The following is a 25,356-nucleotide window of genomic DNA, read 5'->3' on the forward strand; positions in this document are numbered from 1 at the left end:
TGTGGCGCGCTTCATGCCTAAAGAACCCTCCCTCTGATATGACCTCCGACACCAACGTGCCATCGACGCAGGGTGGCCGTTTTGGCGATCCCGTCGTACTTGTCTTGACCATCGGTTTCATCCTGATCTTTCTGGCGGGGTCGGCGATCGCGCCCGATACCGTCGCGCAGTGGATCGATATCGGCTTTACCTGGTCCGCCAGGACCTTCGGCGGTCTGTTCCAGCTGCTGATGCTGCTGACCTTTTTCATCGCCATCGGTGTAGCGGTATCGCCGGCCGGCAGGGCGAGAATCGGCTCGCAATCGCGACCCGACATGAGCACGTTCCGCTGGGTGTCGATCATCCTGTGTACGCTGTTGGCGGGCGGTGGCGTGTTCTTCGCCGCCGGCGAGCCGATCTATCATTTCGTGGTCACGCCGCCGGCTTTCGACTCGCAGCCGGGGAGTGCCGACGCCGTTCCGAATGCGTTGGCCCAGGCATTCTTTCACTGGGGCTTCACCGGCTGGGCGATTCTCGGCACCTTGCCGGTCGCGATCCTGTCGCATCAGCATTATCAGCGCGGTATGCCGCTTCAGCCGAGAACCTTGCTGGCGCCATTGATTGGTGACCGCCTGGTGCGTGGCCCCCTTGGCGGGGTGATCGATGCCATCTGTGCGATTGCCGTCACGGCAGGAACGGTGGGGCCGCTGGGTTTTCTGGCGACTCAGGTCAGTTTCGGCCTGCACGATCTGTTCGGGTTTCCGCGAGGCTATGACGTGCAGCTGGGCATTCTGGCCGCACTGGGGGCGATCTATGTAACGTCGGCGGTGACCGGCATCGATCGCGGCATTCAGGTGTTGAGCCGTTTGAACGTCATCCTGGCCATGGTCATTGGCGGCATCATCCTGCTCTTCGGCCCTACACAGTTTCTGGTCGACAGCTGGTTCCAGGGCTTCGGCACCTATCTGGGCCATTTCTTCGAGATGTCGACGATGACCACGGTGACGGCGTCGGCAAGCTGGATGAAGTGGTGGACGGTATTCTTTTTTGCCTGGTTCGTCGGCTTCGCGCCACCCATGGCAATCTTCGTCACGCGGATCTCCCGTGGCCGCACGGTGCGTGAAATGATCATCGCCACGGCGGTTCTTGCGCCCATCGTGACCACCGTCTGGTTCACGTTGCTGGGTGGTTCGGGCATCTTCTATCAGCTGAGCGGCGCGATCGATCTCGCCGAGCCGTTGAAGAACTTCCAGTTCGACATCGCCACATTGACCGTGGCGCAGGCACTGCCGGGCGGCACCTGGATGGCGCTGGCGATACTGGTGCTGACCACGGTGTTCGTGGCCACGACCGGAGATTCGATGAGTTACGCCGTGTCCGTGGTCTGTGCTGGCAACGATAATCCGGGATCGGCCCTGCGTGCCTTCTGGGGAATCGTCTTCGCCCTGATGGCAGCGATCCTGCTGGGGATGGGCGAGGGTCAGGTCAGCGTGCTGCAGCAGTTCGTGGTGATTCCCGCCGTACCGGTCGCGCTGGTATTGGTGCCGACCCTGTGGCTCGGGCCCAAGGCGGCCTATGCGATGGCGAAAGCGCAGGGCGTGCTGGGTGATACGCAAAAGGTTCAGCCCTCGCACTGACGTTTCGCTTTCAGCCCTGGAAAATCGACGCCCCCCGATGGATCATCCATCGGGGGGCGTTGCGGTTCTAGCCGCCGCCATGAAGCAGGCGGTTAGTGGTGACGGTCGGTCCCGTTCAGGCCGTGACCGTTTCCCCGATCGATTGCGTCTCGGTCAGGCGACGCTGACTGCCGTTGATCGGGATCTGTCGCGGACGCTGCTCTTCCGGTATCACGCGGAGCAGATCGACGATCAGCAGGCCATTTTCCAGCCGTGCCCCCTGAACCTCGATATTTTCGTCGAGTCGGAACGACAGCTTGAAGGCGCGCTGAGCGATGCCTTGGTGAAGGTACTGAACCTTGTCGGCGTCCTCACGTTCGCCCTTGCCGGCCGTGATGGTAAGCACTCGCTTTTCGACGTTGACATCGAGCTCCTGCTCGGCGAAGCCGGCCGTGGCCACGGCAATGCGATAGTCGTTCTCGCCATACTTTTCGACGTTGTACGGCGGGTAGCTGGGCACGTCGTTCTGTATCGCGGATTCGAACAGATCGTTGAGACGGTCGAAGCCCACGGAGCGACGGAACAGCGGAGAGAGTGACAGCGTGTTCATGGTAAGAAACCCCCTGATGACAGCGAAGCTTTGCTGACGCCCGGACCCATTCCGGAGCGTCGGATCGCAGACCCGCTTGGCGGCATCTGCCGTCGAGAACGAACGCATCGATGATGCCGTTCGCGATTGCTCAGTCTCGACGTTATGTTAAATAGGGCCGCCGAATTCTTTTTCAAGCGCGGAAGTCGAAGAATCGTGGAAAGTTTCGGTCGGTCCGAAACCGGCGTGGTTGCCGGTCTCGAGCGCTATAGAGTGACTTGGACAGGGGGTTCAAGCTTCCGCTGTCGACGGAAGGTCGTGCGATTAGCCGAATAGTTGGCCGGCGATGCGCAGCCCGGCGACCCAGGTCGCGATGGCGGAGCCCACGCTCGACAGCAGGAATACGAGCAGTGTGCGGGCGACGCGATTGCGCCACCAGCCCTGCCAATGGCTGACGTCGCTACGTAAGCGCGAGAAGTCGCCGACGGTGGGGCGGCGCAGATAGAGTTCGACGCCTGCCGTGACGAAGCCGACCCCGATCGTCGGGTTGAGCGAGGTCAGTGGGGCGCCGACGAAGGCGGCGATGATCGTCAGCGGATGGGCCAGGGCGATCAGCGCGCCGAGAGCGGAGAAGCTGCCGTTGATCAGCACCCATTCGCCCACCAGTGACCAGCCGAGTGAGGTATCGCGACTGAAACCGATGGCGAAGCCGGTCAGGACCAGCGCGACGATCACCCAAGGGATTACTTTCCACCAGCGCGAACGGGGAGCGGTCGCTTCCAGGTTGGCACGCTCCTGGATCACGGCATCGAGTTCGGGCGTCCGCTGGTTCAAGGTCTGGAGATGATCCGTCATGCCTTTGAGGTGCCCGGCACCAATTACGACCAGCACGCGCTTGGCGCTGCCGTCCGGCAGTTCCTCGACCAGCTTGAGCGCCATGTAGCGATCACGCTCGGTGATCAGCGGTTCGTAGAGGGTCTGAGACTGCTCGGCGAATTCGGCGAAGGTGGATTCGAGCACGTCGCCCTGCTTTAGCTTCTCGATATCTTCGCTGGAGACCTTCTGTCGCGACAGCACGCTACCCAGTAGGCCGGAAATCAGGCTGAAGCGCTTGTACCAAGGCACGTTCTGGTAGATGCGCTTGAGCGTGACGCCGATCTCGCGATCGATCAGATACAGCGGCAGGCCGGCGCGCTGGGTTTCCTTGACCGCGGCCCGCATTTCCGCTCCGGGCTCGATGCCCGATTGCTCTGCGACCCGTTGCTGAAAGGCGCCCAGCGCCAGACTGGCAGCGACCATGCCGGCCTTGCCCTGCTTGAGCACCTGAAACAGATCGAGCTTGGCCATGGCGTTGGGCTGGACCAGGCTCTGGTGGCGCGACGTGCAGAGCTCGATCGCGACGGCGTCGAAGTCGCCGGAACGAATCAGCTCGCTAACCTCGTCGGCGCTGGCCTGGGAAACGTGCGCGGTGCCCAGCAGCGTCAGATGATGATCGGCGAGATCGACGATCTCGCGAGGTCCGGCAGCGGTGTCAGACATCAAGGGGCGGTTCCAGGCTGAAGGAGGGTAAGACTTAACGGTAGTCGTCCATATTGCACGTCATGTTGCCAATTCCAAGCCATTGACCGCGAAAATCGATGAGGAACAGTGGCGGGCGGGGACGTAGTGGCGAGTGGATAGTAGTGTCGGCGAGAGAGGTCAAACCTCTCCCGTTTACCCCTCGGTGGTCTTTTCATCACCCGCGGATCGCTCTCACGAGCGCCCCTCGCTAGTCCGATCAATCGCGGCCGGCGAGATGCGCTTCGGCGTGAGGCGAGCGGCAGGCGGCGGCAGTGAACAGCACATCGGTGGAGGAGTTGAGCGCCGTTTCGGTGGCGTCCTGCAGCACGCTGATGACGAAGCCGATCGCCACGACCTGCATGGCGACGTCCGCCGAAATACCGAACAGGCTGGCCGCCATCGGGATCAGCAGCAGCGAGCCGCCGGCGACACCGGAAACCCCGCACGCTGCCAGAGCGGATACCACGCATAGCAATACTGCCGTGGAGAAATCGACGTTGATGCCCAGCGTATTGACGGCGGCCAGCGTCATCACCGTGATCGTCACCGCCGCGCCGGACATGTTGATCGTGGCACCCAGCGGAATCGAAACGGAATAGGTGTCGGTGTGCAGATCGAGCCGCTTGCACAGCTCCATGTTGACCGGAATGTTGGCCGCGCTGCTGCGGGTGAAAAACGCGGTAATGGCACTGCCGCGAAGACAGGCGAAAACCAGCGGATAGGGATTGCGCCGGGTGTAGAGGAAGACGATCAACGGGTTGGTCACCAGGGCCACGAACGCCATGCAGCCGAGCAGAACGACCAGCAGTCGGGCGTAATCGATCAGGGCGTCCATTCCGGTCGAGGCGAAGGTGTTGGCGACCAGGCCGAAGATGCCCAGCGGCGCGAGACGGATGATCCAGCGCACCAGCCCTGAGACGGCGTCGGACATATCGCCCAGCGCCCGGCGCGTGGTGTCGTTGGCACGGCGCAGCAGTAACCCGAGCCCGACGGCCCACGCCAGAATACCGATGAAGTTGGCTTCGGTCAGGGCGTGCACCGGGTTGTCGACTGCGCTCATGGCCAGGTTGCGCAGTATCTCGATGACACCGGTTGGCGGCGTGCCGTCGGCGCTAGGTGCGTCGAGGATCAGTGTCGTCGGGAACGCGAAGCTGGCGGTCACCGCGACCAGGGCGGCGACCAGCGTGCCGATCAGGTAAAGCATCAGCACGCCGCGAATCTGGGTCGGCTGGCCTCGTTGATGACCGGCGATCGCGGCCATGACCAGCACGAAAACCAGAATCGGGGCCACCGCCTTGAGCGCACCGATGAAGAGTTCGCCCAGAATGGCGACCGATGACGCTATCGAGGGCGCCAGCGAGGCCAGAATCAGCCCTAAGACGATGCCGATCAGGATCTGGGGGATGAGACCGATGCGAAACCGGGATGAAGAGGCGGTGCGGGATTCGGAACTGGCAGACATGACGCTCTCTTGAGATTGCCGGGTGGCGATGTGATGGCGATGCGACGACGAAGCGGCGCATTCTATCACTGCCATCTATCCCGTACCCGGAAGAAGACCTGTTCGGAGGTTAATCTTTAGTGTCATTCACCAAGTTTTTGGCCGACTGTCGATGGAAATTTCGTCCGACCGCGGCGAACCCAGCGCGAACCATCGTGCCACCGGCGATACGGCGGCGTTCGAAGTGCAACGGTGTCCTCTCAGCGGCGCCAAAAAGCCGGTGTGAACAGCACCAGAATGGTGAAGATCTCCAGTCGACCCAGCATCATCGCCAATACCAGGATCCATTTGGCGATGCTGGGAATGTCGCCGTAATCGGTGGAGACCTTGCCCAGACCCGGCCCGAGGTTATTGAGCGCCGAGCCGATCGCCGACCACGCCGTTACCTGGTCCAGCCCGGTGGCGAGCAGCGCCAGCAGCATCACCACGAACAGCATCATATAGACCGAGAAAAACCCCCATACAGCCTCGGCGACGCCTTCCGAGATGCGCATCTTGCCGACCTTGACGGCGAAGACGGCATTCGGATGGATCAGACGATGAATCTCGCGAATGCCCTGCTTGAGGATCAGCAGAATACGGATCACCTTCATGCCGCCCCCCGCCGAGCCGGAACAGGCGCCGACGAAGGCCGCCATGAACAGCATGATCGGTAGCACGCCTGGCCAGAGCGTGAAGTCGGCCACGCTGAAACCGGAGGTTGTCGCCACGGAGACCGCTTCGAACAGGCCGTGGCGAATGCCGGTGGCATCGTGATAGGTGCCGGTGGCGAACAGGGTGACGATGGTGATCGCGACCAGCAGCCCTAGAAAGGTCACGAAAAAGCGGAATTCCGGATCGCGGATGTACTGCAGCAGGCGCCGCTCGCGCCAGACCGCAAAGTGCAGGCCGAAGCTGACCGAAGAGACGATCATGAAAAATACGCAGATCATCTCGATCGTGGCGCTATCGAAATGCGAGATGCTGGCGTCGTAGGTGGAGAATCCGCCAACGGCCACGGTGGCGAAGCTGTGCCCGATGGCATCGAACCAGTTCATCCCCGCGCCCCAGTAGGCCAGCGCGCAGATCACGGTGAGGATCACGTAGATGTACCACAGTGCCTTGGCCGTCTCGGTAATTCTGGGGGTCAGCTTGGAATCCTTCAGTGGCCCGGGAATCTCCGTCCGGTAGAGCTGCATGCCGCCGATGCCGAGCGTCGGCAGAATCGCCACCGCCAGTACCACGATCCCCATGCCGCCCAGCCATTGCAGCTGCTGGCGGTAGAAGCGAATTGAAGCTGGCAGATGGTCGATGCCGCTGAGCACCGTGGCGCCGGTCGTGGTGAGCCCCGAGAACGATTCGAACACCGCATCGGTGAACGACATCGAGGGCGCCTCGGAGACCATGAACGGAATGGTCCCGAACAGCCCGAGCACGCTCCAGAACAGCACGGTGATGATGAAGCCGTCGCGGGTGCGCAGCTCGCGCTTGGCGCGGCGATTGGGCCAGTAGAGCAGGGCGCCGGTGACGATCGAGATCACCATGCCGGCGCCGAAGGCGTACCAGTTGCCGTCGTGAAAGATCCGGGCGATGACCATGGGCGGAACCATGGTCAAGCTGAACACCATCAGCAGCAGCCCGACGATTCGCAGAATCACCAGAAAACTCAAGAGGCGGTGCTCCCTGCCGAGCGAAACGGATGGGCGATCGTGAGAATGGAGGCGGTGGTCGCGGCGTCGAACATCAGAAGAAGGTCAAGCCGACCTGGAACAGCCTTTCGACGTCTCGGATCCGGCGCTTGTCGATAACGAACAGGATCAGGTGGTCGCCGGTCTCGATCATGACGTCGTCGTGGGCGATCAGCACTTCCTTGCCGCGCACGATGGCGCCGATGCTGGTGCCGCTGGGCAGGTCGACTTCACCGATGACGCGCCCGACCACGCGGGAGGAGCGCTTGTCGCCGTGGGCGATCGCCTCGATCGCCTCGGCGGCGCCACGGCGTAGCGAGTGCACGTTGACGATATCGCCACGGCGCACGTGGGTGAGCAGGCTGCCGATGGTGGTCTGCTGCGGTGAGATCGCGATATCGATCTCGCCGCCCTGCACCAGGTCCACGTAAGCGGCGTTGTTGATCAGGGTCAGCACTTTCTTGGCGCCGAGACGTTTGGCGAGCATCGACGACATGATGTTGACCTCGTCGTCATTGGTCAGCGCGCAGTAGATATCGCAGTCCTCGATGTTCTCTTCGAGCATTAGCCGCTTGCTGGTGGCACTGCCGTGCAGCACCACGGTACGGTCGAGCTTTTCGGAAAGCGCGCCGCAGCGGGTGAGGTCATGCTCGATGATCTTGACCTGATGCTTGTGCTCCAGAGTCTCGGCCAGGCGTTCGCCGATATTCCCGCCCCCGGCGATCAATACGCGGCGGAAGTCGCGGTCGACCTTGCGTAGTTCGCCCATCACGGTGCGGATATCGCGGCGCGCGGCGATGAAGAACACCTCGTCGTCGGCCTCGATCACGGTGTCGCCGGTGGGGATGATTGGCCGGTCGCGGCGGTAGATGGCCGCCACGCGGGTGTCGATGTTCGGCATGTGTCGGCGCAGAAACCCCAGCTCCTGACCCACCAGCGGGCCGCCGTAATAGGCCTTGACCGCCACCAGCTGGACCAGGCCGCCGGCGAAATCGAGAACCTGTAATGCACCGGGATACTCGATCAGGCGGCGAATATGGTCGGTCACGACCTGCTCGGGACTGATCAGGACGTCCACGGGAATGGCGTCGTTGGAGAACAGACTCTTGCGGGTCAGGTAGGCGGTCGAGCGGACGCGCCCGATCTTGGTCGGCGTGCGGAACAACGTGTGCGCGACCTGACAGGCGATCATGTTGATCTCGTCGGAGCTGGTCACCGCAATCAGCATGTCGGCATCTTCACCGCCGGCCTGGCGCAGAATATTGGGGTAGGACGCCGTACCGATGACCGTGCGGATATCGAGCCGGTTCTGCAGTTCGCGCAGCCGCTCTTCGTTGATATCGACGACGGTAATGTCGTTCTCTTCGTGGGCCAGGTGTTCGGCCAATGTGCCGCCGACCTGACCGGCACCCAGAATGATAATTTTCATGCCAAACCTTCACGGAAGCACGGCGGGCCGCCTGTCAGTTTACCGGCGCAGGAGCAGCGAGATCATACCGTCCGGCGCCGAAATCAGCGCGTAGCATAACGAGCCGACAGGCTGAATGACAGGACCGTGATCGACAACGCGTCGGCGGGACGAAACCGTCCCGCCAAGCGGCATGGCTCAATCCATCGTGATGCCGACCTTGATGGTGACCTGCCAGTGGGAAAGCTTGTTGTCCTCCAGGTGGCCGCGGGTTTCGATGACCTCGAACCAGCGCATGCCGTGCAGTGTTTTGCTGGCCTTCTGCAGGGCGTTCTGCACGGCATCCTCGATGCCGGTGGGTGAAGAACCGGTCAGTTCGATCTGCTTGTAGACGTGGTCGCTCATGTGATGCTCCTTGCGTGGGTGAACGTGGTTGATGAACGTGGTCGGTGAAAACGCGTGGGTGACAGAGCGCCTGCGTCCTGCGAGGCGCTGAGAACTCAGGTGTCGACGATGACGACACCCAGCTCCGAAAGTCGCTGACGCGTGATGTCATCGGTCTCGAAGGTGACCGGGCGCGTCAACGACCAGAGAAAGTGCGTGTTGAACCCCGCCGCCACGGCGTCCTCTGCGGTCCACCGCACGCAGACATCGCGAGCCAGGCCGCAGACATAGACGTCGGTGACGCGCCGGTCGCGCAGCCAGCCGGCGAGCCCGGTGGCGGGGCGATGGCCGTCGGGGCCATGATTGTTGCGAAAGGCACTGTAGGAGTCGATGCCGGGATCGGTGCCCTTGCGAATGATCGCGTCGCAGTACGACCAGTCGATGGCCGGGTGCAGCGCCGCCCCTTCGGTGCGCTGAATACAGTGATTGGGCCACAGGGTCTGGGGGTGGCCATAGAGCTCTAGCGACTCGAAGGGTTGATGCGGCGGGTGCTTGGAGGCAAACGACACATGTCCGGCCGGGTGCCAGTCCTGAGTTGCCACGACATGTCCGAAGGCGTGCTGGGCCAACAGCCATTCGAGTCCCAGAAGAATTTCGTCGCCCTCGGCACAAGCCAAGGCGCCGCCGGGCATGAAGTCCGGCTGAACGTCGACGATGATCAGGGCGCTATGTGGAGAGACGCCGCCGAGTGCCAGCCCGGCGGGCTGCGTCTCGGTGCGCTGCTTGGTATTGAGAACGTCCGTCTCGAGAACCTCGTTGTCAGGCACGGCCGACGCTTCCTGAGTGGCGAATTCCCTTTCAGTATCGAAGGCGGATGAGCATGTCGCAAGCGGGAGGCGGGGGACAGGGGTTCGGGGCAGCGAGCTACCCCGATGAGGAAGTCACGACGTCGCTCGATCCGGCGCGCTTGGCCGGGAGCGCTTGAATCAGGCTCGCTTGATCAGGCGGGCGTAGAAAAAGCCATCGTGGCCAGCTTGCGCCGGCATCAGTTGTTGCCCCTGGCCGGCGGGACGACCCCAGCTCAGATCGCTCGGGGTATCGGCGACGGCATCCGGTGTGCGGGCCAGAAAACGCTCGATCTGGGTCGCATTTTCCGCCGGCAGCACCGAACAGGTGGCATAAAGCAACGTGCCGCCCGGTGCGAGCTTGCTCCACAGCGTGTCGAGCAGGCGTGACTGCAGCGCGGCGAGCTCGGCCACGTCGCTGTGACGTCGCGCGAGCTTGATGTCGGGATGTCGGCGAATGACGCCGGTACCCGAGCAGGGCGCGTCGAGCAGAATCGCATCGAAGGGCTCGCCATTCCACCAGCTGTCGTCGGCACTCGCAGCGCTGGCATCCGCGGCATGCAGTGTGGCGTCCAGATGCAGGCGCTGCAGCGTCGTCGCGACGCGTTTGAGGCGAGTGGCGTCGACATCCAGTGCCGTGAGCTTGACGTCGAAGCGTTCCAGCAGGTGGGCCGTCTTGCCGCCGGGGGCACTGCAGGCATCGAGTACGCGCTTGTCGTTGCCATCCGTCAGCACCGCTGACAGCAGCTCGGCGCAGAGCTGAGCGGATTCATCCTGAACGCTGATGTCGCCCTCGGCGAAACCGGGGAGCTGAGAGACGTCGCAGGGGCTTTCCAGTTGGATGCCATCCTCGGCGATCGCGCAGGGCGATGCCGATAATCCGGCGGTCGCAAGATGCTGGAGATAGTCCTCGCGGGTGACGCGGCGGCGATTGACGCGAAGGGTCATCGGCCCCGGTTCGTTATTGGCCTCGCAGATCGCCCGCCAATCGTCCGGCCAGGCGTCGCGAAACTCCAGCAGCAGCCAGGCAGGATGCCACAGCGCCACCGGCGCTTCGCGGTCGACCTTGGCTTGCAGGGCTACCGATTCGCGTTGAAAGCGACGCAGACAGCCGTTGAGCACCTTCGTCGCCCACCCCTTGCCGAAGGCGCGAGCCGCACCGGCGGTTTCACTGACGGCGGCGTGGGGCGGCACGCGCATGTGCAAAATCTGATACAGGCCGATGAGCAGCAGCGCCTGAATGTCGGTGTCGCGCGCTTTCAGCGGCTCGCGCAGCAATTGGCTGGCGAGGGCTTCCAGGCGCGGGTGCGTGCGGCACACGCCGAAGCACAACGCCTTGACGAAGCCGCGATCGCGCTCCTTGATCACGCTGGAGGCCAGATCGGCGTCCAGGCCCGATAGCGAGCCCTTGCCGTTCAATACCGGCACCAGCAGTTGCGCGGCAAACGCGCGGGTATCGCCAGAATTCATTGGGGGGCTTCCTTGGATGACGGATCGAGTGGCTGACCGAGGCCTTGGCCGGAGACCCGGCCGAAACACTGGCCGGGGGCGAGACGGGAATGATTGGCGTTGAGCAGATCGCGCGCCGCCAGCGGCTTGCCGCCGGGCATTTGCAACTGGCTCACTCGCAGAACCTCGCGGCCATTGTTGCCGCAGGCGATCCGCAGAGCATCCGCCGCGGGTTCGAGCAGCGTCCCGGGCTCGACGTTCTGCTCTCCGAGTTCAAGGCTGTCGAGTTCAGGATCGTCGAGTTCAGGACCGTCGAGTTCAGGACCACCGAGTTCGGTTTCCGGTGTCGCGAACCACAGCCTCAGAGTTTCGCCATCGAGTCGCGTCCAGGCCACCGGCCAGGGGTTGAAGGCACGAATCCGCCGAGACAGCGTCGACGCCGATTGGCTGAAGTCGAGCTCCGCTTCCGGTTTGGAGAGTTTGCTGGCGTAGGTAACACCGTCTTCGGGCTGGGCGGTTTCGCTCAGGCCCGATTCCGCCAGTGCCTCGAGGCCTTCGATCAGGGTCTGGCCGCCCAATTCGGCGAGGCGGTCGTGCAGATCGCCGCCGGTCGTGGTGTCATCGATCGGAGTGCGCTTGATCAGCAGCATGGCGCCGGTATCGAGGCCGGCATCCATCTGCATCAGGGTGATACCGCTCTCGGTGTCGCCCGCCTCGATGGCACGCTGGATCGGCGCCGCGCCTCGCCAGCGTGGCAATAGCGAGGCGTGCACGTTGAGGCAGCCCAGGCGTGGAATGTCAAGCACGGCTTGCGGCAGCAGCAGGCCGTACGCAACGACGATCATCACGTCGGCATCGAATTCGGCCAGCCGACGCTGAGCGTCTTCGTTCTTGAGGCTGATCGGCGTTTCCACCGGCAGGCCATGCTCGAGCGCCAGTCTTTTGACCGGGCTGGGTGTGAGCTTGCGGCCTCGACCGGCCGGCCGGTCCGGCTGCGTATAGACGCCGACGATCTGGTGACGTGAGGCGAGCAGGGCCTTTAGGCTCTCGGCGGCAAAGTCGGGCGTGCCGGCGAAGAGGACACGCAGCGATTGCCCTTCAGAACGGTGACTCATTCGGCGCTTTTCCTGAAGATGAATGATGCCTGCAAAGACGGTAGCTTCTGCAAAGACAGTGGTTCCTGTGAAGAGTGGTGACCCCTGCGCATGAAATGACGAAAGGCCGGCGTCACGGGGACGGCCGGCCTCTGGGCGGCAGGATCACGACCTGACCGACGGCTAGGCGTCCTGCTTCAGCCGCTTCTGCATCTTCTTGAGAATCCGATCGCGCTTGAGCGGGGACAGATAGTCGACGAACAGCACGCCTTCGAGATGATCGCACTCGTGCTGGATGCAGTGTGCCAACAGGCCATCGGCGTCCAGTTCGTAGGCGTTGCCGTCGCGATCGGTGGCCTTGAGATGAACGCGCAGCGCGCGCGGCACCTCGGCGTAGTAATCGGGAATCGACAGGCAGCCTTCCTGCAGCGGTTCGCGCTCGTCGTCCAGCGGCTCGTAGCTCGGGTTGATCAGCACCAGCGGGCCGTTACGGTCGTCGCTGACATCCATGACGATCACGCGCTGATGAACGTCTACCTGGGTCGCGGCCAGGCCGATACCGGAGGCGTCGTACATGGTTTCGATCATGTCGTCGACGAGCGCACGGCTCTTGTCGTCGACCTGAGCGACCGCCACCGCCTTGGTGCGAAGACGCGGATCGGGATACTGAAGAATGGTTCTGATAGCCATATTCGTTTGCGTGCCTATCGGCATGAGTGACGTGTATTGCCTATTGTAGAGCGCCAGCGCCGACGGGGGAACCGCTGGGACGTCTCGACGCCTTGCCCGGCGGGTGGGGAATGTCTCTCATCTCCGGGTCCGTCCTGTGTCTTGTCCTCAAGTCCGCCTGGCTCTCATCCTCAAGTCCGCCTCTCGGGCGCCGATCTATACGGGAAGACGTCGGCGTTCATCTCGGGGGAAGACTACAGCAATGATCAGTGTGCAGGGTTGGCGGGCGCGTCGTTGCCGCTCGGTGGCGGGGCGTTGGCTGCTGGCCGCGGCTCTGGGTATGGCGGCGCTGCCGGCATCGGTCTGGGCTCAGTCCGAGTCGCTCTCGCTCAGGGCCGATGCGCCGGCCAGCTACACGGTTCGTGAAGGCGATACGCTGTGGGGAATCGCCGCGCGCTTTCTCGACGCACCATGGCAATGGCAGCAACTGTGGCAGCGTAATCCGCAGTTGGCTTCGCCGCGGAAGCTCTATCCCGGAGACGTGATCCGTCTGGGAGCGGACGCAGGCGCGCCGCGCCTTTCGCTGGAGCGCGGTCGCGGACAACCGGTACGCCTTTCCCCCGGAGTGCGCCGCGCACCGGCGCGGGACGCGGTGCCCGGTTTGCCGCTGGATCGAATCAAGGTTTTTCTCGACGCCTACCAGATCGTCGATCCTGGCGTTCTCGACGACGCGCCGACGGTCGTTGCCGGACAGTCCCAGCGGCTGCTGAGCGGCGCCGGCGATAGGCTTTATGCCCATGGTGATCTGCCAGCGGCGGGGGCCACGCTGGGTGTGTATCGGCCGGGAACGGATTATCGTACGCCGTTGCCGACCGGCCAGCCTCGACAAGCCGCCCAGCAAGCGACCGACCAGACGACGCCCGGTCAAGAAACATTGGAAATGACATCTCGGGGTCTGGAGCTTCAGCGGCTCGGCCACGTGAAGGTGATTCGCAACGTGGATGGCGTCGGCGAGCTCCAGGTGCTGGATGCGGTGCAGGAGATCCGCAATGGCGATTATCTACTGGCGCTGGACGAAGGCGGAATCGCGACCCAGTTCCAACCGCGTGCCCCGGAGACGCCAGTGGTCGCGACCATCCTTGCAGTGCCTGCTGGCGTTCGCTTCATCGGTCGCTATGACGTCGTGGCGATCGACCGGGGGCGCGCGGATGGCCTCGAAACGGGGCACGTGCTGCAGGTCATGCGCCAGGGCGAGCGTGTGCGTGACGACACTCGTGATGCCTGGGTCACGTTACCGGATACCGAAGCGGGCGCGGTGATGGTGTTTCGCGTCTTCGATCACCTCAGTTATGCCTTGGTGATGCGGGCTTCTCAGCCACTGGCGGTGGGGGACCGGCTGGTAGTGCCGCGCGATCTGCGTGAAACGGTGGCGAGTGGAGGCGCTTTTTGACCACCAAGGCTGCGCAGAGGCTCGGTGCCACCATCGGCGAGTATCGGCCATGACGTTGGGGGTTCGCGACTGGTTGGCACTGAATGCGCTACCCGGGCTGGGGCCGGCCAGATTGTTGCCGCTGATGCGCCGCTGGCGCGAGGACGACGACCTGCCCTGGCCGCAGGGCTGGTTGGCGGCGCTTCCTCTCGGTCTGGCGCAACCGCTGCGGCTGTGGCTCGAGCATCCCGCGCGTAGCCCGCTCACGGCTTCGATCGATGCCGCGATCGCCTGGGAACGTGACGATATCCGGCATCACCTTCTGCATCCCGGTCATCCGGCTTGGCCGGAATTACTGACCCAACTGCCGGACCCGCCAACCGTTCTCTGGGCCAAGGGCGACCTCGATGTGCTGGCTCGTCCGGCCATGGCGATCGTGGGTACCCGGCGGCCAACGCGGGAAGGTCAGGACAACGCGATGCGCTTCGCCCGTGAACTGGTCGAGCGGGGCTTCTGCATTGCCAGCGGCATGGCGCTGGGCATCGATGGTGTCGCCCAACGAGCGGCGTTGCAGGCGGGTGGCGCGACCATCGGCGTGCTCGGCTGCGGAGTGGACGTGATCTATCCGCCGCGCCATGCCTCGCTTTACCGGGAGCTGCTGGCGGGGCAGGGGCTGCTGCTCTCCGAGCATCCGCCGGAAACCCGGGCGCATCCCCGATTCTTCCCGCGGCGCAACCGCCTGATCACCGGTCTTGCCCAGGGCGTGCTGGTGGTGGAGGCGGCAGAAAAGAGCGGTTCTCTGGTCAGCGCCAGACTGGCGCTGGAGCAGGACCGGGAAGTCTTCGCCATACCCGGGTCGATTCACAACCCGCAGTCGACGGGCTGCCTGCGCTTGATTCGTCAGGGCGAAGCGGCGCTGGTGCGCCATGTCGACGATATGCTTGCCGATCTGGCGCCGTGGCAGGTACCGCCATCAAGGAATGACTCGCCAGCAGCGTCGAAATCGCTGCGGCCGTTGCAGCCGAGCGAAGCGTCTCGCGCACTCGGTTCGTCATCCGCGGCGCATCAGATGCCGACCGAAAGCGCCCCCGACTCGCCGCTATTGGCAGCGCTAACCGACGCTCCGACGCCGGTGGATCTGCTGGTCGATCTGACCGGACAATCGGTGGCCGAACTCCAGCTGGGATTGCTCGAGCTCGAACTCGACGGCTGGGTTGCTCAGACCACCGGTGGCTGGGTCCGGCGAGGGCGCTGAAACCTACCCTCACCTCGACCGTCTCCGATGCTTTACGCTGGCCGACATGTGCGGCTTTCGTCTGTCGAGTTACTGGGTCGCTGGCCCACCCCACACTTCCAGATGGTTACGCCGAGCACGAGATTTTTCCTCGTCGCTCAGGCTCCAGTCGCCGCCATAGATCGCTTCTTCCCAGGCGCCGTAGGCCGGGTTGGGCAACAGGATATAGCGACTGCCGAAAGCGTCGGCCTGAGCGCCGACAGCGGATCGTCGCGCTGCGGCGGTCTCGCGATCAAAGCCGGCGGAGAAGTCTCCCAGATTGTCCCCCATCAGCAGTAAGACCCAGTGCGACTGCGACACGCGCTGACGTCGTGGTGTCTTGTCGCTGGCATCGGTACGCGGCAGGAAATGCTCACTGTCGGCATCGGGAAATCCGACCTGGCGCAGGTTGCGCAGCGTCGCGTCTGACTCGTTCTCGCGTCGGTTAGTGACGTAGAAGACCTCGACCCCGCGGGATGCGGCGTAGTCCAGAAATGCCTTGGCGCCGGGCATCGGTACCGCGCTGGCCTTTTCCACCCACTGGTGCCAGCTGTCGCTGGCGTAGTTCTCGCCGCTGGCAATCAACCACGCCTCGTAGGCCGAATTATCGAGAACGGTCTCGTCGACATCGACGATGATCGCTGGCGGGCGCTGTTGGCCGTTGCCGGGTGCGGAGAGCGCGCGATCCAGATTCATCCGGGCGAGATTGAAGGCCTGGTGGCTGAGTGCGGCGTACTCTCCCGAAGATTGCATCCACACCGTCGCCATCACCAATTCGTCGGAAAGAGAAACTGGCGGGTTGGAGGATTGTGCAGGCTGCTGAGCACAGGCAGTGAGGCCGCCTGCCAGTGCCAGCGAGAGAAGGGATAACGATAGCGATGAACGTGGCATGGCCGGTTTCCTGGTCGATTATTGTCCGTCGAGTGCCGATTATTGTCCGTCGAGTGTCGGTTGTTGCCTGCCGAAGATCGGTTGTTGTCTGTCGATGAGGGGATTCGACTGATCAATATGGCCGGCGAGCCATGTGTTCGCCACTCCTGGATACGAAAGCCGGATTCGAGGCGAGGTGCGACGTTGAGGCACGGTCGGGCGGGATGCCGACATGTTAGAATTATCCTCAAGTTCAGCGCCCTGTTTTGATGCAGGTCCCGCGGGAGAGAGACCAGGATGAGGCAAGGATGAAACAAGAGTATTCGGCGGCCGTCGCGGTACTCCAACGTGGCGGTATTATCGCCTATCCCACCGAAGGGGTCTGGGGGCTTGGTTGCGACCCGGACAATGAGCGGGCGCTGGCAGCGCTGATCGCGCTCAAGGGCCGCGCCAGCGAGAAAGGCTTGATCCTGATCGCCGGTGACATCCAGCAGCTATCGGCCTGGCTCGAGGGAGTCGACGACGCGGCGATGGCCCGGCTGAGTGCTACCTGGCCCGGCCCCAATACCTGGTTGATTCCCGATAATGGCCGCGCCTTGCCGCTGCTTCGAGGCGAGCATTCCACCTTGGCGGTTCGCGTCAGCGACCATCCGCTGGTGCAGACGCTCTGCGCCGACTGGGGCGGGCCGCTGGTATCGACTTCGGCCAACCGTGCCGGTGAGCCGGCAGCGATGAGCGCCGAGCAGGTGCGCGAAACGTTCGGCACGACGCTGGACGGGATCGTCGACGGGCCTTTGGGCGGGCGCGACAGGCCGAGTACCATCCGTGACCTGATGACCAACCGAACCCTGCGTGCCTGAGGGCGCAAGCCTATCTCGGTGAGATCCCCGATTCACGCGCTGAACTCATATTCTCCGGACCTGAAGGAACGACGATCGTGGCACATCTTCATCTCGAACGCGTCAAGGACTACCTGCTGACGTTCCAGGACCGGCTCAGCGACTCGCTGGCTGCACTCGACGGCGGCGGTCGCTTTCACGAGGAAACCTGGGATCGCCCCGAGGGCGGGGGCGGGCGCTCGCGGGTGATCGAAGAGGGTGCGTTGTTCGAGAAAGGCGGCGTCAATTTCTCGCACGTCTACGGCGAGAAACTGCCGCCCTCGGCGAGTGCGGCGCGGCCCGAGCTGGCGGGCCGTAGTTTCCATGCGGTCGGCGTCTCCTGGGTACTGCATCCCCGCAATCCCCACGTCCCGACCGTTCATGGCAACATCCGTTTTTTCATCGCCGACAAGGCCGGCGAGGAACCCGTATGGTGGTTTGGCGGGGGTTACGATCTGACGCCTTACTATCCCTATCTCGAAGACGTTCAGCATTGGCATCGTATCGCCAAGGCGACCTGTGATCCCTTCGGTGACGACGTTTATCCGCGCTTCAAGGGCTGGTGCGATGAATACTTCACCCTCAAGCATCGCGGCGAGACGCGCGGTATCGGGGGGCTGTTCTTCGACGATCTCAACGAATGGCCGTTCGAGCATTGCTTCGCCTTCCAGCGTGCAGTGGGCGAAAGTTTCCTCGAGGCGTTCGAGCCGATCGCCGAGCGTCGCCGTGAGGTGCCATTCGGCGAACGCGAGCGGGAATTCCAGTCCTACCGGCGCGGTCGTTACGTCGAGTTCAACCTGGTATGGGACCGCGGTACCCTGTTTGGCTTGCAGAGTGGAGGCCGCACCGAATCCATTCTGATGTCGATGCCACCGCTGGCTCGCTGGAAGTACCAGTGGACGCCGCAAGCCGATACCGAGGAGGCTCGTCTGCAGGCGTTTCTCGAGCCCCGCGACTGGCTGTCCGCAACCGAGGAATCCTTACTTTCATGACCGACCGTTACGCCGTTTTCGGCAACCCCATTGGCCATTCGAAATCACCGCGTATTCATGCCGCGTTCGCCGAGCAGACCGCGCAGTCGCTGCGCTACGACGCCATCGAAGCCCCCGAGGCTGACTTCGCGGGTGCCTGGCAAGCATTCGTCGAGGCCGGTGGCCGAGGCGCCAATGTCACGGTGCCGTTCAAGCAGGATGCCTATTCGCTGACGCAAGTGCTGTCGCCGCGGGCGCAACTGGCCGGCGCCGTGAATACGTTGATGGTGGGTCGCGACGGCAAGACCTATGGCGACACCACCGATGGTGTCGGCCTGGTCCGGGACCTGCAGGCTCATGCAGCCCCTCTCAAGGACGCGCGCGTACTGCTGCTCGGCGCCGGTGGCGCCTCTCGTGGAGTGATCGAGCCGCTGCTGGAAGCCGGTGTCTCATCGCTGACGGTGGCCAACCGTACGGTCGCCAAGGCGGAGGAGCTGGCGTTGCTGTTTGCCGCCAAGGGCGAAGTGTCCGGCTGTGGATTCGATGCCGTCGAGGGACCGTTCGATCTGGTCATCAACGCGACCAGCGCTAGCTTGGCAGGCGATCTGCCACCGCTGCCCGACGAGACTTTCGCTGCGGAAGGTCTGGCTTACGACATGATGTATGCCGCCGAGCCGACGGTGTTTCTACGCTGGGCGGCCGAGCACGGGGCGCGCACCGTCGACGGGCTCGGTATGTTGATCGAGCAGGCGGCGGAGTCGTTCTGGCTGTGGCGCCAGGTACGCCCCGATACCGGGCCGCTGCGGGAGTCGTTACGGCGGGAACTGTCGCAACGAAATTGATGGCGGTCGTGAAATCTCGAGACCCACTGTCGAGTCGGCTGACGACTGAAACGATAGTGGGTCTTTGCGTTGGATCATCTGACTCCGGCTGGTCTCAGGCCTTGCAGTTGGGCCGCTTGCCATCGGCCTTGGCCTGCTCATAGCGCGGCTCGGCTTCGCTGAGCCGGTCATGCAGGGCTTCCATGCGCTGGGCATTACTGGGGTGGGTCGACATCCAGGCAGGCTGTTCGCCCTGGCTGCTGGCCGACATGTTCTGCCACAGCTGAATACTCGAGCTGGGGTCGAAGCCGGCGTCGGCCATCAGATCCAGCCCGACCAGATCCGCTTCTGACTCCTGCTTGCGCGAGAACGGCAGGATCACGCCATACTGCGCGCCAGCGCCCAACAAGCCCATGACCTGCTCGCCGCCAGCGCCCTGCAGGCCGGCAACCGTCTGTAGTATCGACAACCCGCTCTGCGTCGCGGCCTGCGTCGAGACGCGCTCGTTGGCATGGTGCGCCAGCACGTGACCGACTTCGTGGCCGATGACAGCGGCCAGTTGGTCCTGATTGGTCGCGACGTTGAGCAGCCCGGTGTTGACGCCGATATAGCCACCCGGCAAGGCGAAGGCGTTGGCGGTGTCGTCCTTGAATACCTTGACTTCCCAATCGGAGATGCCGGCACTGGCGGGAACAGCCGCAGTAATCGCCTTGGCGACGCACTGCACGTAGGTGGCCTGCGCGCCGCTCACCGTGGGCAGCTCCTGTTCATACTGGGAGAAGCTCTGCTTACCCATCTGGGAAAGCTCGTCATCGGAGTAGAACGCCAGCTGATTGCGGCCCATCGGCGAGGTGCTGCAGGCACTCAGCAGCGCGGCGATGCCCAGAGCACCGATCAGCCGCGCGGAGGGTCTTTTCGACGCGAGGGTCGATGCAAGAGGCGATGCGAAGGTCTTCGAATCTTCCATGAGGGCTCCGAGGGTTCCAGCGTTATCTGCCGCCGCGGCGATATGCCGAGGCGAATTATCGATCCGCTCAAGATACCCGGCTTGGCGGGCCGGTCAACCCGAGGTTTCACGCCGTGCCGCCGTATATCACTCGTCGCCTTGCTCGATCAGCTGCCGACATCGAGGGTCAGCGTCGGCGCGGTGACGATACCGCTGAGCGCAGCCGGCAACGTCGGCGTCAACGACAGCTGGCTGCCCGCCGGGAGCTCTCCCGTAGCGCTGAGTCGTCGCGCCAGCGAGAGTAGCGACGAGACGCGTTCGGCCTTCGAGGTCATGTCGTCGAGTCCGGCCGGTTCGAGGGCGACGGGTAGCGTCACGGTGGTTGGCTCGCCGCCTTGCAGCTGGATGGACTCGTCGACCTCGCCGGCGATAGGCTCGGCGCCGGGAACCTGTAGCTGCCAATCGAAGCCCTGGAGTTCGAGCGAGGGCGCGTTCACCGGCAGCATCATCGACAACGGGAGGTCGATATTCACCGGCAAGCCGGCCAGTGCCAGCCCGGAACTCAGCAGCGAGAGCTCGTCGATGCCTTCCAGGCCGGGCGAAAAGTGATAGTTGCCGATCCGCACGTTTTCCACGCCCATCGATGAAAGGGCGATTCGTCCCAGCATGAGGCCGACCTGCGGCAGTGCCAGACAGCCGCCCAGCAGGGCCACCAACATCAGTGCAATGAACGGACGGGAACGAGATGGCATCGGTTTTCCTGGCAAGCACAGCAATAACGTCGTGAAAGACGACTCGCACCGGGGGGCGGGGAATCATCGTTGCCTACGGTGCGTGACTGGACCCGTGGATTCAACCGGCACAAGATACGCGGTTTCTGGCATTCTGCAATTGTCTGTCATCACGGTCGTTATCGCCGAGTCATGGCGCTGTCAGCACGCTGTTGTCCAGCCATTATCCGTTTGCCCGGCGAGTTTATAAGGAGAGTCGAAAATGTATGGGGATCTCGCGCTACGTGTGAGTCGCTTGCTGGATCGTGTCGAAAGCTGGCTGCCAGAGCAGCCGCCAGCCGTGGACTGGAGCCGTGATGTCGCGGCGCTGTGGCAATCTCATCCCCTGGGTGGACAGCTGGTGGCGGTATCGCCGCGCGACGGCGTGCAGCTCGATGATCTGATCGGCGTCGAGCGGCAGAAGCACGCCCTGTTGGAGAATACCCGAGCCTTTCTCAAAGGGTATCCTGCCAACCATGCTCTGCTTTGGGGCGCTCGTGGCAGCGGCAAGTCGTCGATGGTCCGTGCCCTGCTCAATACCCTGTCGAGTGAAGGACTGCGTCTGATTCAGGTCGACCGTCACGATCTGGTGGCATTGCCCATCCTGGTGCAGCGTCTGCGTGACCGGTCGGAACGTTTCGTCGTCTACTGTGACGATCTCTCTTTCGAAGGCAGCGACGACGCCTACAAGGCCTTGAAAAGCGTACTCGATGGCACATTGACCGGCCCGCCGGATAACGTGCTGCTTTACGCCACGTCGAACCGTCGCCATTTATTGCCGGAATCCATGGCCGACAACCAGGAAACGCATCTGGTCGACGGTGAACTGCATCATGGCGATGCGGTGGAGGAAAAGATTTCACTATCGGATCGGTTTGGGCTGTGGCTCGCTTTCCACCCGTTCAGCCAGCAGGCCTATCTCGAGACCTGCCAGCATTGGGTCGTTCATCTGGGAGGCCAGACCGCCTGGACCGAGGCGGCCCGCGCCGAAGCCGTTCGCTACGCCACGTTGCGAGGCGTTCGCAGTGGTCGCGCCGCGTGGCAATTCGCCTGTCAGTGGGTCGGTTCGCAATCTATTCAACGCTCCAACGTGTAGGTAAATGGTTTACCCTCATTAAAAAGTATGAGTCCTTCTGCTCATGCTGACTCGTCATGAGGGTACGGACTGGTGAAACTCTCTCGCTTACCGATCTGGTTGATTCTGCTGGGCAGCACCTTGCTGACGCTGTTCTTTGGCTGGATGTTATTCCAGGCGTTGCACAATGATCGTGAGGCTTTCGTGCGCGATCTGCATTTTCAGTCACAAGAGCAGGGGATCACGGTCAGCGCCTCCCGCGCTGGACTCGAGCGACGTGTTCGACTTTTGGCAACGACACTAGTTGCGGACCCCGTCGTCCGTGGCCTCATGTTGCAAGCCTCCAATCCGAACCCGCCGGAGAAACTCCAGGCTATTCGAGCTCGACTGCGCGACGCCCTCTCGCCCTATTGGGAATCGCTACAAGACGGCAATGCACTGGAGCTTAATCTCTTTCGTCTGATCGACAGTGAGGCCAACCCTTTCCTGAGTTTCGAGTCCGTGGGTGCTGGCCCGACAACCTACGGGGATAGCGATTACTTACTGCGCCAGAGTTTGATGACACGGAAGCCAGTCCAAGGTATCGAGTTCGACGGCCTGCGAGCTTCCACGGCAGGTATCGCGCCGATATTTGGTCCGGAGGATGAAAAGAACGATACGCTCGTCGGGTTATTGGAAGTCGAATTTGCCGTCGTGCCAAACGTCGGCAAGCTTTCCGAGCAGTTGGACAGTGGTGTCGCGATCCTTTCTCGGCAGAAGGGCGAGCAGCAGGGCGCGTCGTCATGGCGGGTAGCCGAAAGCTCACGGACACTGATCGGCGGCTGGCTTTCACAGCAAAAGACACCTGACGCCCTTGAACAACCCGATTGGACCGTGGTGAAGGGAAGCGGCGGGCGCGGATACCTGTTGACGCTGGTGCCTCTGAGTCCATCCGGCGATGAGACGATGCTGACGGTAGCCGCGATAGCCGTCTGGAAGGACATTACCGCGCTGCTTGAGCACCGTGACGCATTGGTTATCAATACTTGGTTACGCTGGGGTGTGGCTTGGCTGATCGCAGAGGCATGCCTATTGCTGCTGCTATGGGGTACGCGTCGGGCGACCCGTCACGCAATGCTGGAGAGCCATCGGCGCTTGAACAATCAGAAGGAGGCGCTGCAAACGCTCAATGATATCGCTGCGCTGCAGCAGACGTCCTTTCTCGAACTCGTCGACCACGCATTGGAAGCCGGTTGTCGCTTCCTCGGCATGCCCTTCGGTATCGTCAGCCATATCGAGGACGGGATTTATCATGTCGAGTCGGCCCATTCGCCTGGCGGTATCCTGAAACGGGGCCAGACATTCGATGTGCGAGAGACGTTTTGCGAGTTTACGCTTCAGGCCGATGATGTCGTGGCGTTCGCCAATGCTGACGAGGCCGGCCACGGTGAGCATCCCTGTCGTGTCGTGCATGAATTCAAGGGATATGTAGGTGCGCCAATCTGGGTGAACGGACAGCGTTATGGCACGCTCGGTTTCAGCAGCGACACCGTGCGGGAACGTTCTTTCGACGAAGCCGAACAGGAGTTCGTGAGGCTGATGGCCCGATGGGTGGGGGCCACGCTGTCTCGCTGGAAAGAAATCGAAGCACGGGAGGAGTTGAGCCAACGCTTGAGCAAGATCGCCTCGCAGACCCCCGGCCTGATCTATCAGTATCGTCAGGGTCCCGACGGCCGCCCCTCGTTTCCGTATGCCAGTGACGCGATCAAGACGTTCTATGGGATCACGCCCGAGGAGGCCGCCGAGGATGCTTCTCAAGTCTTCGAGCGAGTACATGAAGATGATGCAGAGCGTCTGGCGATTTCCGTCAACGAGTCGGCGCGTAATTTGACTCCATGGAATTGCGAGTACCGGGTGAGACAGGACAATGGAGAGTTTATCTGGCTCGCGGGGCAATCGATTCCGGAACGAGAAGCCGATGGCGGGACGATATGGCACGGATTTCTGCATGACGTGACTGCGCGCAAGCGTGACGAACGTCTGAAAAGCGAGTTCATTTCGACCGTTAGTCATGAGTTGCGTACACCATTGACCTCCATTTCCGGTGCGCTGGGATTGATCCAGGGCGGAGCGCTGGGCGTACCGCCGGACACCATGCGCGGCATGCTGGCCACGGCGCATAACAATTCTCAGCGTCTGATCATGTTGATCAACGATCTGCTCGACATGGAGAAGCTGGTCGCCGGCAAGATGGCATTCCAGATGCAGGAACAACGGCTGATGCCATTGATCGACCAGGCCATCGAATCCAATCAGGCCTATGCCGATCAGTTTCAGGCTCGCTACGTGGTGACCGAGCGAATGGATCGCGTGGGCGTCAACGTCGATGCGATGCGTCTCCAGCAGGTGATGAGTAATCTGCTGTCCAACGCCGCCAAGTTCACGCCGCCGAACACGCAGGTCGAGATTCGCGTCGAACCCATCGCCGATCGAGTTCGCGTCAGCGTCATCGATAACGGACCCGGGATCCCGGCCGAGTTTCATGATCGTATTTTCCAGAAGTTCTCTCAGGCCGACGCCTCGACCACGCGAAAGCAGGGTGGTACCGGTCTGGGGCTGGCCATCACGCGGGAACTCGTCGAGCGCATGCGGGGCTCGATCAACTTCTTCTCCGAGGCAGGGCAGGGCGCGTGCTTCTTCTTCGAACTGCCTTGCATCGAACTACCCGAGGATCTGGAGGAGATCGCTTCGCCCGCCCCTGTGGCCCTGACCGGCGCGCCGGTCGAGTCGGTGGCGGATGGGTCCCGACTATTGATCGTGGAGGACGATCACGATACGGCGGTGCTGCTGGCGACACTGGTCAGGCACTGGGGGTATGAAGCCGAAATCGCGCATAGCATGGGCGATGCCTTGCGTTGGCTGGAGCGCCGCAGCTTCGATGCCATTACGCTCGATTTGATGCTACCGGACGGTAATGGTTTGACATTACTGCGCCAGCTGCGCGAACAGCCACAGACCCGTGAGCTGCCGGTGCTGGTGGTTTCTGCCAAGGCGGAGGAAGGGCAGCTCGAGATCGGCGGTCGATTGGACGCCGTAGATTGGCTGGCCAAACCCTTCGACGAGAAACGCTTGGCCGGAGCGCTGCACAGCTCGTTGAGTCTGAGACCGGAGCGTGCACGCATCCTGCATGTCGAAAGTGATGCCAAATTGTCCCAGCGTATTGCAGCGCAGATTGCGCCGAGCATGACGCTTGACGTCGCGCGGTCGCTGCAGGAGGCACGCTACCTGCTCGATAGCTATGATTATGGCCTGATATCGTTGGATCTTACTGCTTCCTATGGGCCCGGCTGGGAAGTCATTCCCATGTTGAGCCAATTGGCCAGGCAGCCGGCTGTGATCATGCTGTCCGAGGAGGCTCTGGCGCCGACGCTACTGGGGCGTGTAGAAACCGCAATCGCCAAGCCCGGACTTTCTGCCGAGGCTTTGATGGGGGCGTTCGATCGCCAGCTTCGCGGCTCGAAAACGTTATCGTCCGCTGATCAACGAGACGATCGGCAAGGCGATAAAGAGGAAAACGACTGAT

21 protein-coding genes are annotated in these 25,356 nt (G+C 62.7%); 8 read left to right on the forward strand and 13 right to left on the reverse strand.

The annotated features are described in order from the left end of the window. The first annotated feature begins 38 nt into the window (after window positions 1-38). Complete coding sequence (locus tag DOM27_RS16585; protein WP_110657658.1) at window positions 39-1,616, forward strand: BCCT family transporter; 1,578 nt, start codon at window positions 39-41, stop codon at window positions 1,614-1,616. A gap of 115 nt (window positions 1,617-1,731) precedes the next feature. On the opposite strand, the gene DOM27_RS16590 is transcribed toward DOM27_RS16585, so the two are convergent. From DOM27_RS16590 to def, 10 genes are all read right to left on the reverse strand, one after another. Beyond that, complete coding sequence (locus DOM27_RS16590; RefSeq protein ID WP_110657915.1) at window positions 1,732-2,205, reverse strand: Hsp20 family protein; 474 nt, start codon at window positions 2,203-2,205, stop codon at window positions 1,732-1,734. Between the two features lie 303 nt (window positions 2,206-2,508). Then, a complete protein-coding gene (locus DOM27_RS16595) occupies window positions 2,509-3,723 on the reverse strand; it encodes a TraB/GumN family protein (RefSeq protein ID WP_110657660.1) in 1,215 nt (404 codons plus the stop codon). A gap of 238 nt (window positions 3,724-3,961) precedes the next feature. Beyond that, a complete protein-coding gene (gene sstT / locus DOM27_RS16600; protein ID WP_110657662.1) occupies window positions 3,962-5,206 on the reverse strand; it encodes a serine/threonine transporter SstT in 1,245 nt (414 codons plus the stop codon). A gap of 239 nt (window positions 5,207-5,445) precedes the next feature. Further along, entirely contained in the window at window positions 5,446-6,894 is a 1,449-nt protein-coding gene (locus DOM27_RS16605) for a TrkH family potassium uptake protein (RefSeq protein WP_110657664.1), read from the reverse strand. A gap of 73 nt (window positions 6,895-6,967) precedes the next feature. Further along, window positions 6,968-8,341, reverse strand: coding sequence for a Trk system potassium transporter TrkA (gene trkA / locus DOM27_RS16610; protein ID WP_110657666.1), 1,374 nt, complete (start codon window positions 8,339-8,341; stop codon window positions 6,968-6,970). A 177-nt stretch (window positions 8,342-8,518) separates the two neighbouring features. Continuing rightward, complete coding sequence (locus DOM27_RS16615) at window positions 8,519-8,725, reverse strand: dodecin (RefSeq protein ID WP_110657668.1); 207 nt, start codon at window positions 8,723-8,725, stop codon at window positions 8,519-8,521. A gap of 95 nt (window positions 8,726-8,820) precedes the next feature. Continuing rightward, window positions 8,821-9,531: a bifunctional nicotinamidase/pyrazinamidase gene (gene pncA / locus DOM27_RS16620; protein WP_245392768.1), complete on the reverse strand. Its 711-nt coding sequence runs from the start codon at window positions 9,529-9,531 to the stop codon at window positions 8,821-8,823. A gap of 159 nt (window positions 9,532-9,690) precedes the next feature. Further along, window positions 9,691-11,019 carry a 16S rRNA (cytosine(967)-C(5))-methyltransferase RsmB gene (rsmB, locus tag DOM27_RS16625; protein ID WP_110657670.1) on the reverse strand — a complete coding sequence of 443 codons (1,329 nt, stop codon included), beginning with the start codon at window positions 11,017-11,019 and terminating at the stop codon, window positions 9,691-9,693. Next, window positions 11,016-12,113, reverse strand: coding sequence for a methionyl-tRNA formyltransferase (fmt, locus tag DOM27_RS16630; protein ID WP_110657672.1), 1,098 nt, complete (start codon window positions 12,111-12,113; stop codon window positions 11,016-11,018). Before fmt ends, rsmB begins: the two co-directional genes overlap by 4 nt. Before the next feature lie 162 nt (window positions 12,114-12,275). Next, window positions 12,276-12,782 (reverse strand): peptide deformylase, encoded by a 507-nt coding sequence (gene def, locus DOM27_RS16635; protein WP_110657674.1) that lies wholly within the window; start codon window positions 12,780-12,782, stop codon window positions 12,276-12,278. Between the two features lie 241 nt (window positions 12,783-13,023). On the opposite strand from def, the gene DOM27_RS16640 reads away from it, so the two are divergent. Together DOM27_RS16640 and dprA are read left to right on the forward strand one after the other, a co-directional pair. Beyond that, window positions 13,024-14,211 carry a LysM peptidoglycan-binding domain-containing protein gene (locus DOM27_RS16640; protein WP_110657676.1) on the forward strand — a complete coding sequence of 396 codons (1,188 nt, stop codon included), beginning with the start codon at window positions 13,024-13,026 and terminating at the stop codon, window positions 14,209-14,211. A gap of 49 nt (window positions 14,212-14,260) precedes the next feature. Then, window positions 14,261-15,445 (forward strand): DNA-processing protein DprA, encoded by a 1,185-nt coding sequence (dprA, locus tag DOM27_RS16645; protein ID WP_110657678.1) that lies wholly within the window; start codon window positions 14,261-14,263, stop codon window positions 15,443-15,445. A gap of 69 nt (window positions 15,446-15,514) precedes the next feature. Here the strand turns inward: dprA and DOM27_RS16650 are convergent, their stop codons facing one another. After that, on the reverse strand, window positions 15,515-16,354 hold the full coding sequence (locus tag DOM27_RS16650; RefSeq protein ID WP_110657680.1) for a 5'-nucleotidase, lipoprotein e(P4) family: 840 nt from the start codon (window positions 16,352-16,354) through the stop codon (window positions 15,515-15,517). A gap of 287 nt (window positions 16,355-16,641) precedes the next feature. Here DOM27_RS16650 and tsaC point away from each other — a divergent pair, with 287 nt between their 5' ends. The 3 genes from tsaC to aroE all read left to right on the forward strand — a co-directional run bounded on the left by tsaC (window position 16,642) and on the right by aroE (window position 19,024). Then, window positions 16,642-17,193 (forward strand): L-threonylcarbamoyladenylate synthase type 1 TsaC, encoded by a 552-nt coding sequence (gene tsaC / locus DOM27_RS16655; RefSeq protein WP_110657682.1) that lies wholly within the window; start codon window positions 16,642-16,644, stop codon window positions 17,191-17,193. 77 nt (window positions 17,194-17,270) lie between these two features. Continuing rightward, entirely contained in the window at window positions 17,271-18,203 is a 933-nt protein-coding gene (hemF, locus tag DOM27_RS16660) for an oxygen-dependent coproporphyrinogen oxidase (RefSeq protein ID WP_110657684.1), read from the forward strand. Beyond that, the gene (gene aroE, locus DOM27_RS16665; RefSeq protein ID WP_110657686.1) at window positions 18,200-19,024 is read left to right on the forward strand and encodes a shikimate dehydrogenase; all 825 of its coding nucleotides are present in this window, start codon (window positions 18,200-18,202) and stop codon (window positions 19,022-19,024) included. Before hemF ends, aroE begins: the two co-directional genes overlap by 4 nt. 94 nt (window positions 19,025-19,118) lie before the next feature. Here the strand turns inward: aroE and DOM27_RS16670 are convergent, their stop codons facing one another. Together DOM27_RS16670 and DOM27_RS16675 are read right to left on the reverse strand one after the other, a co-directional pair. Continuing rightward, the gene (locus DOM27_RS16670) at window positions 19,119-19,970 is read right to left on the reverse strand and encodes a M48 family metallopeptidase (RefSeq protein ID WP_110657688.1); all 852 of its coding nucleotides are present in this window, start codon (window positions 19,968-19,970) and stop codon (window positions 19,119-19,121) included. Between the two features lie 146 nt (window positions 19,971-20,116). Further along, entirely contained in the window at window positions 20,117-20,701 is a 585-nt protein-coding gene (locus DOM27_RS16675) for a hypothetical protein (RefSeq protein WP_110657690.1), read from the reverse strand. A 241-nt stretch (window positions 20,702-20,942) separates the two neighbouring features. Between DOM27_RS16675 and DOM27_RS16680 the strand changes: the two genes are divergently transcribed. Both DOM27_RS16680 and DOM27_RS16685 read left to right on the forward strand, forming a co-directional pair. Beyond that, complete coding sequence (locus DOM27_RS16680) at window positions 20,943-21,815, forward strand: ATP-binding protein (RefSeq protein ID WP_110657692.1); 873 nt, start codon at window positions 20,943-20,945, stop codon at window positions 21,813-21,815. Between the two features lie 72 nt (window positions 21,816-21,887). Then, window positions 21,888-25,355: an ATP-binding protein gene (locus DOM27_RS16685; protein ID WP_110657694.1), complete on the forward strand. Its 3,468-nt coding sequence runs from the start codon at window positions 21,888-21,890 to the stop codon at window positions 25,353-25,355. Window position 25,356 lies beyond the last annotated feature (1 nt).

It is taken from the genome of Salinicola halimionae (assembly GCF_003206065.1).
In the GTDB taxonomy this organism is placed as follows: Bacteria; Pseudomonadota; Gammaproteobacteria; order Pseudomonadales; family Halomonadaceae; genus Salinicola; species Salinicola halimionae.

What these genes read in the sequence shown, in the direction of transcription:
- rsmB (WP_110657670.1), bottom strand. Translation starts at nt 11,019, where the DNA reads ATGAATTCTGGCGATACCCGCGCGTTTGCCGCGCAACTGCTGGTGCCG.
- DOM27_RS16590 (WP_110657915.1), bottom strand. Translation starts at nt 2,205, where the DNA reads ATGAACACGCTGTCACTCTCTCCGCTGTTCCGTCGCTCCGTGGGCTTC.
- trkA (WP_110657666.1), bottom strand. Translation starts at nt 8,341, where the DNA reads ATGAAAATTATCATTCTGGGTGCCGGTCAGGTCGGCGGCACATTGGCC.
- def (WP_110657674.1), bottom strand. Translation starts at nt 12,782, where the DNA reads ATGGCTATCAGAACCATTCTTCAGTATCCCGATCCGCGTCTTCGCACC.
- DOM27_RS16650 (WP_110657680.1), bottom strand. Translation starts at nt 16,354, where the DNA reads ATGCCACGTTCATCGCTATCGTTATCCCTTCTCTCGCTGGCACTGGCA.
- DOM27_RS16640 (WP_110657676.1), top strand. Translation starts at nt 13,024, where the DNA reads ATGATCAGTGTGCAGGGTTGGCGGGCGCGTCGTTGCCGCTCGGTGGCG.
- dprA (WP_110657678.1), top strand. Translation starts at nt 14,261, where the DNA reads ATGACGTTGGGGGTTCGCGACTGGTTGGCACTGAATGCGCTACCCGGG.
- DOM27_RS16585 (WP_110657658.1), top strand. Translation starts at nt 39, where the DNA reads ATGACCTCCGACACCAACGTGCCATCGACGCAGGGTGGCCGTTTTGGC.
- DOM27_RS16670 (WP_110657688.1), bottom strand. Translation starts at nt 19,970, where the DNA reads ATGGAAGATTCGAAGACCTTCGCATCGCCTCTTGCATCGACCCTCGCG.
- DOM27_RS16675 (WP_110657690.1), bottom strand. Translation starts at nt 20,701, where the DNA reads ATGCCATCTCGTTCCCGTCCGTTCATTGCACTGATGTTGGTGGCCCTG.
- DOM27_RS16615 (WP_110657668.1), bottom strand. Translation starts at nt 8,725, where the DNA reads ATGAGCGACCACGTCTACAAGCAGATCGAACTGACCGGTTCTTCACCC.
- DOM27_RS16680 (WP_110657692.1), top strand. Translation starts at nt 20,943, where the DNA reads ATGTATGGGGATCTCGCGCTACGTGTGAGTCGCTTGCTGGATCGTGTC.
- sstT (WP_110657662.1), bottom strand. Translation starts at nt 5,206, where the DNA reads ATGTCTGCCAGTTCCGAATCCCGCACCGCCTCTTCATCCCGGTTTCGC.
- fmt (WP_110657672.1), bottom strand. Translation starts at nt 12,113, where the DNA reads ATGAGTCACCGTTCTGAAGGGCAATCGCTGCGTGTCCTCTTCGCCGGC.
- tsaC (WP_110657682.1), top strand. Translation starts at nt 16,642, where the DNA reads ATGAAACAAGAGTATTCGGCGGCCGTCGCGGTACTCCAACGTGGCGGT.
- aroE (WP_110657686.1), top strand. Translation starts at nt 18,200, where the DNA reads ATGACCGACCGTTACGCCGTTTTCGGCAACCCCATTGGCCATTCGAAA.
- DOM27_RS16595 (WP_110657660.1), bottom strand. Translation starts at nt 3,723, where the DNA reads ATGTCTGACACCGCTGCCGGACCTCGCGAGATCGTCGATCTCGCCGAT.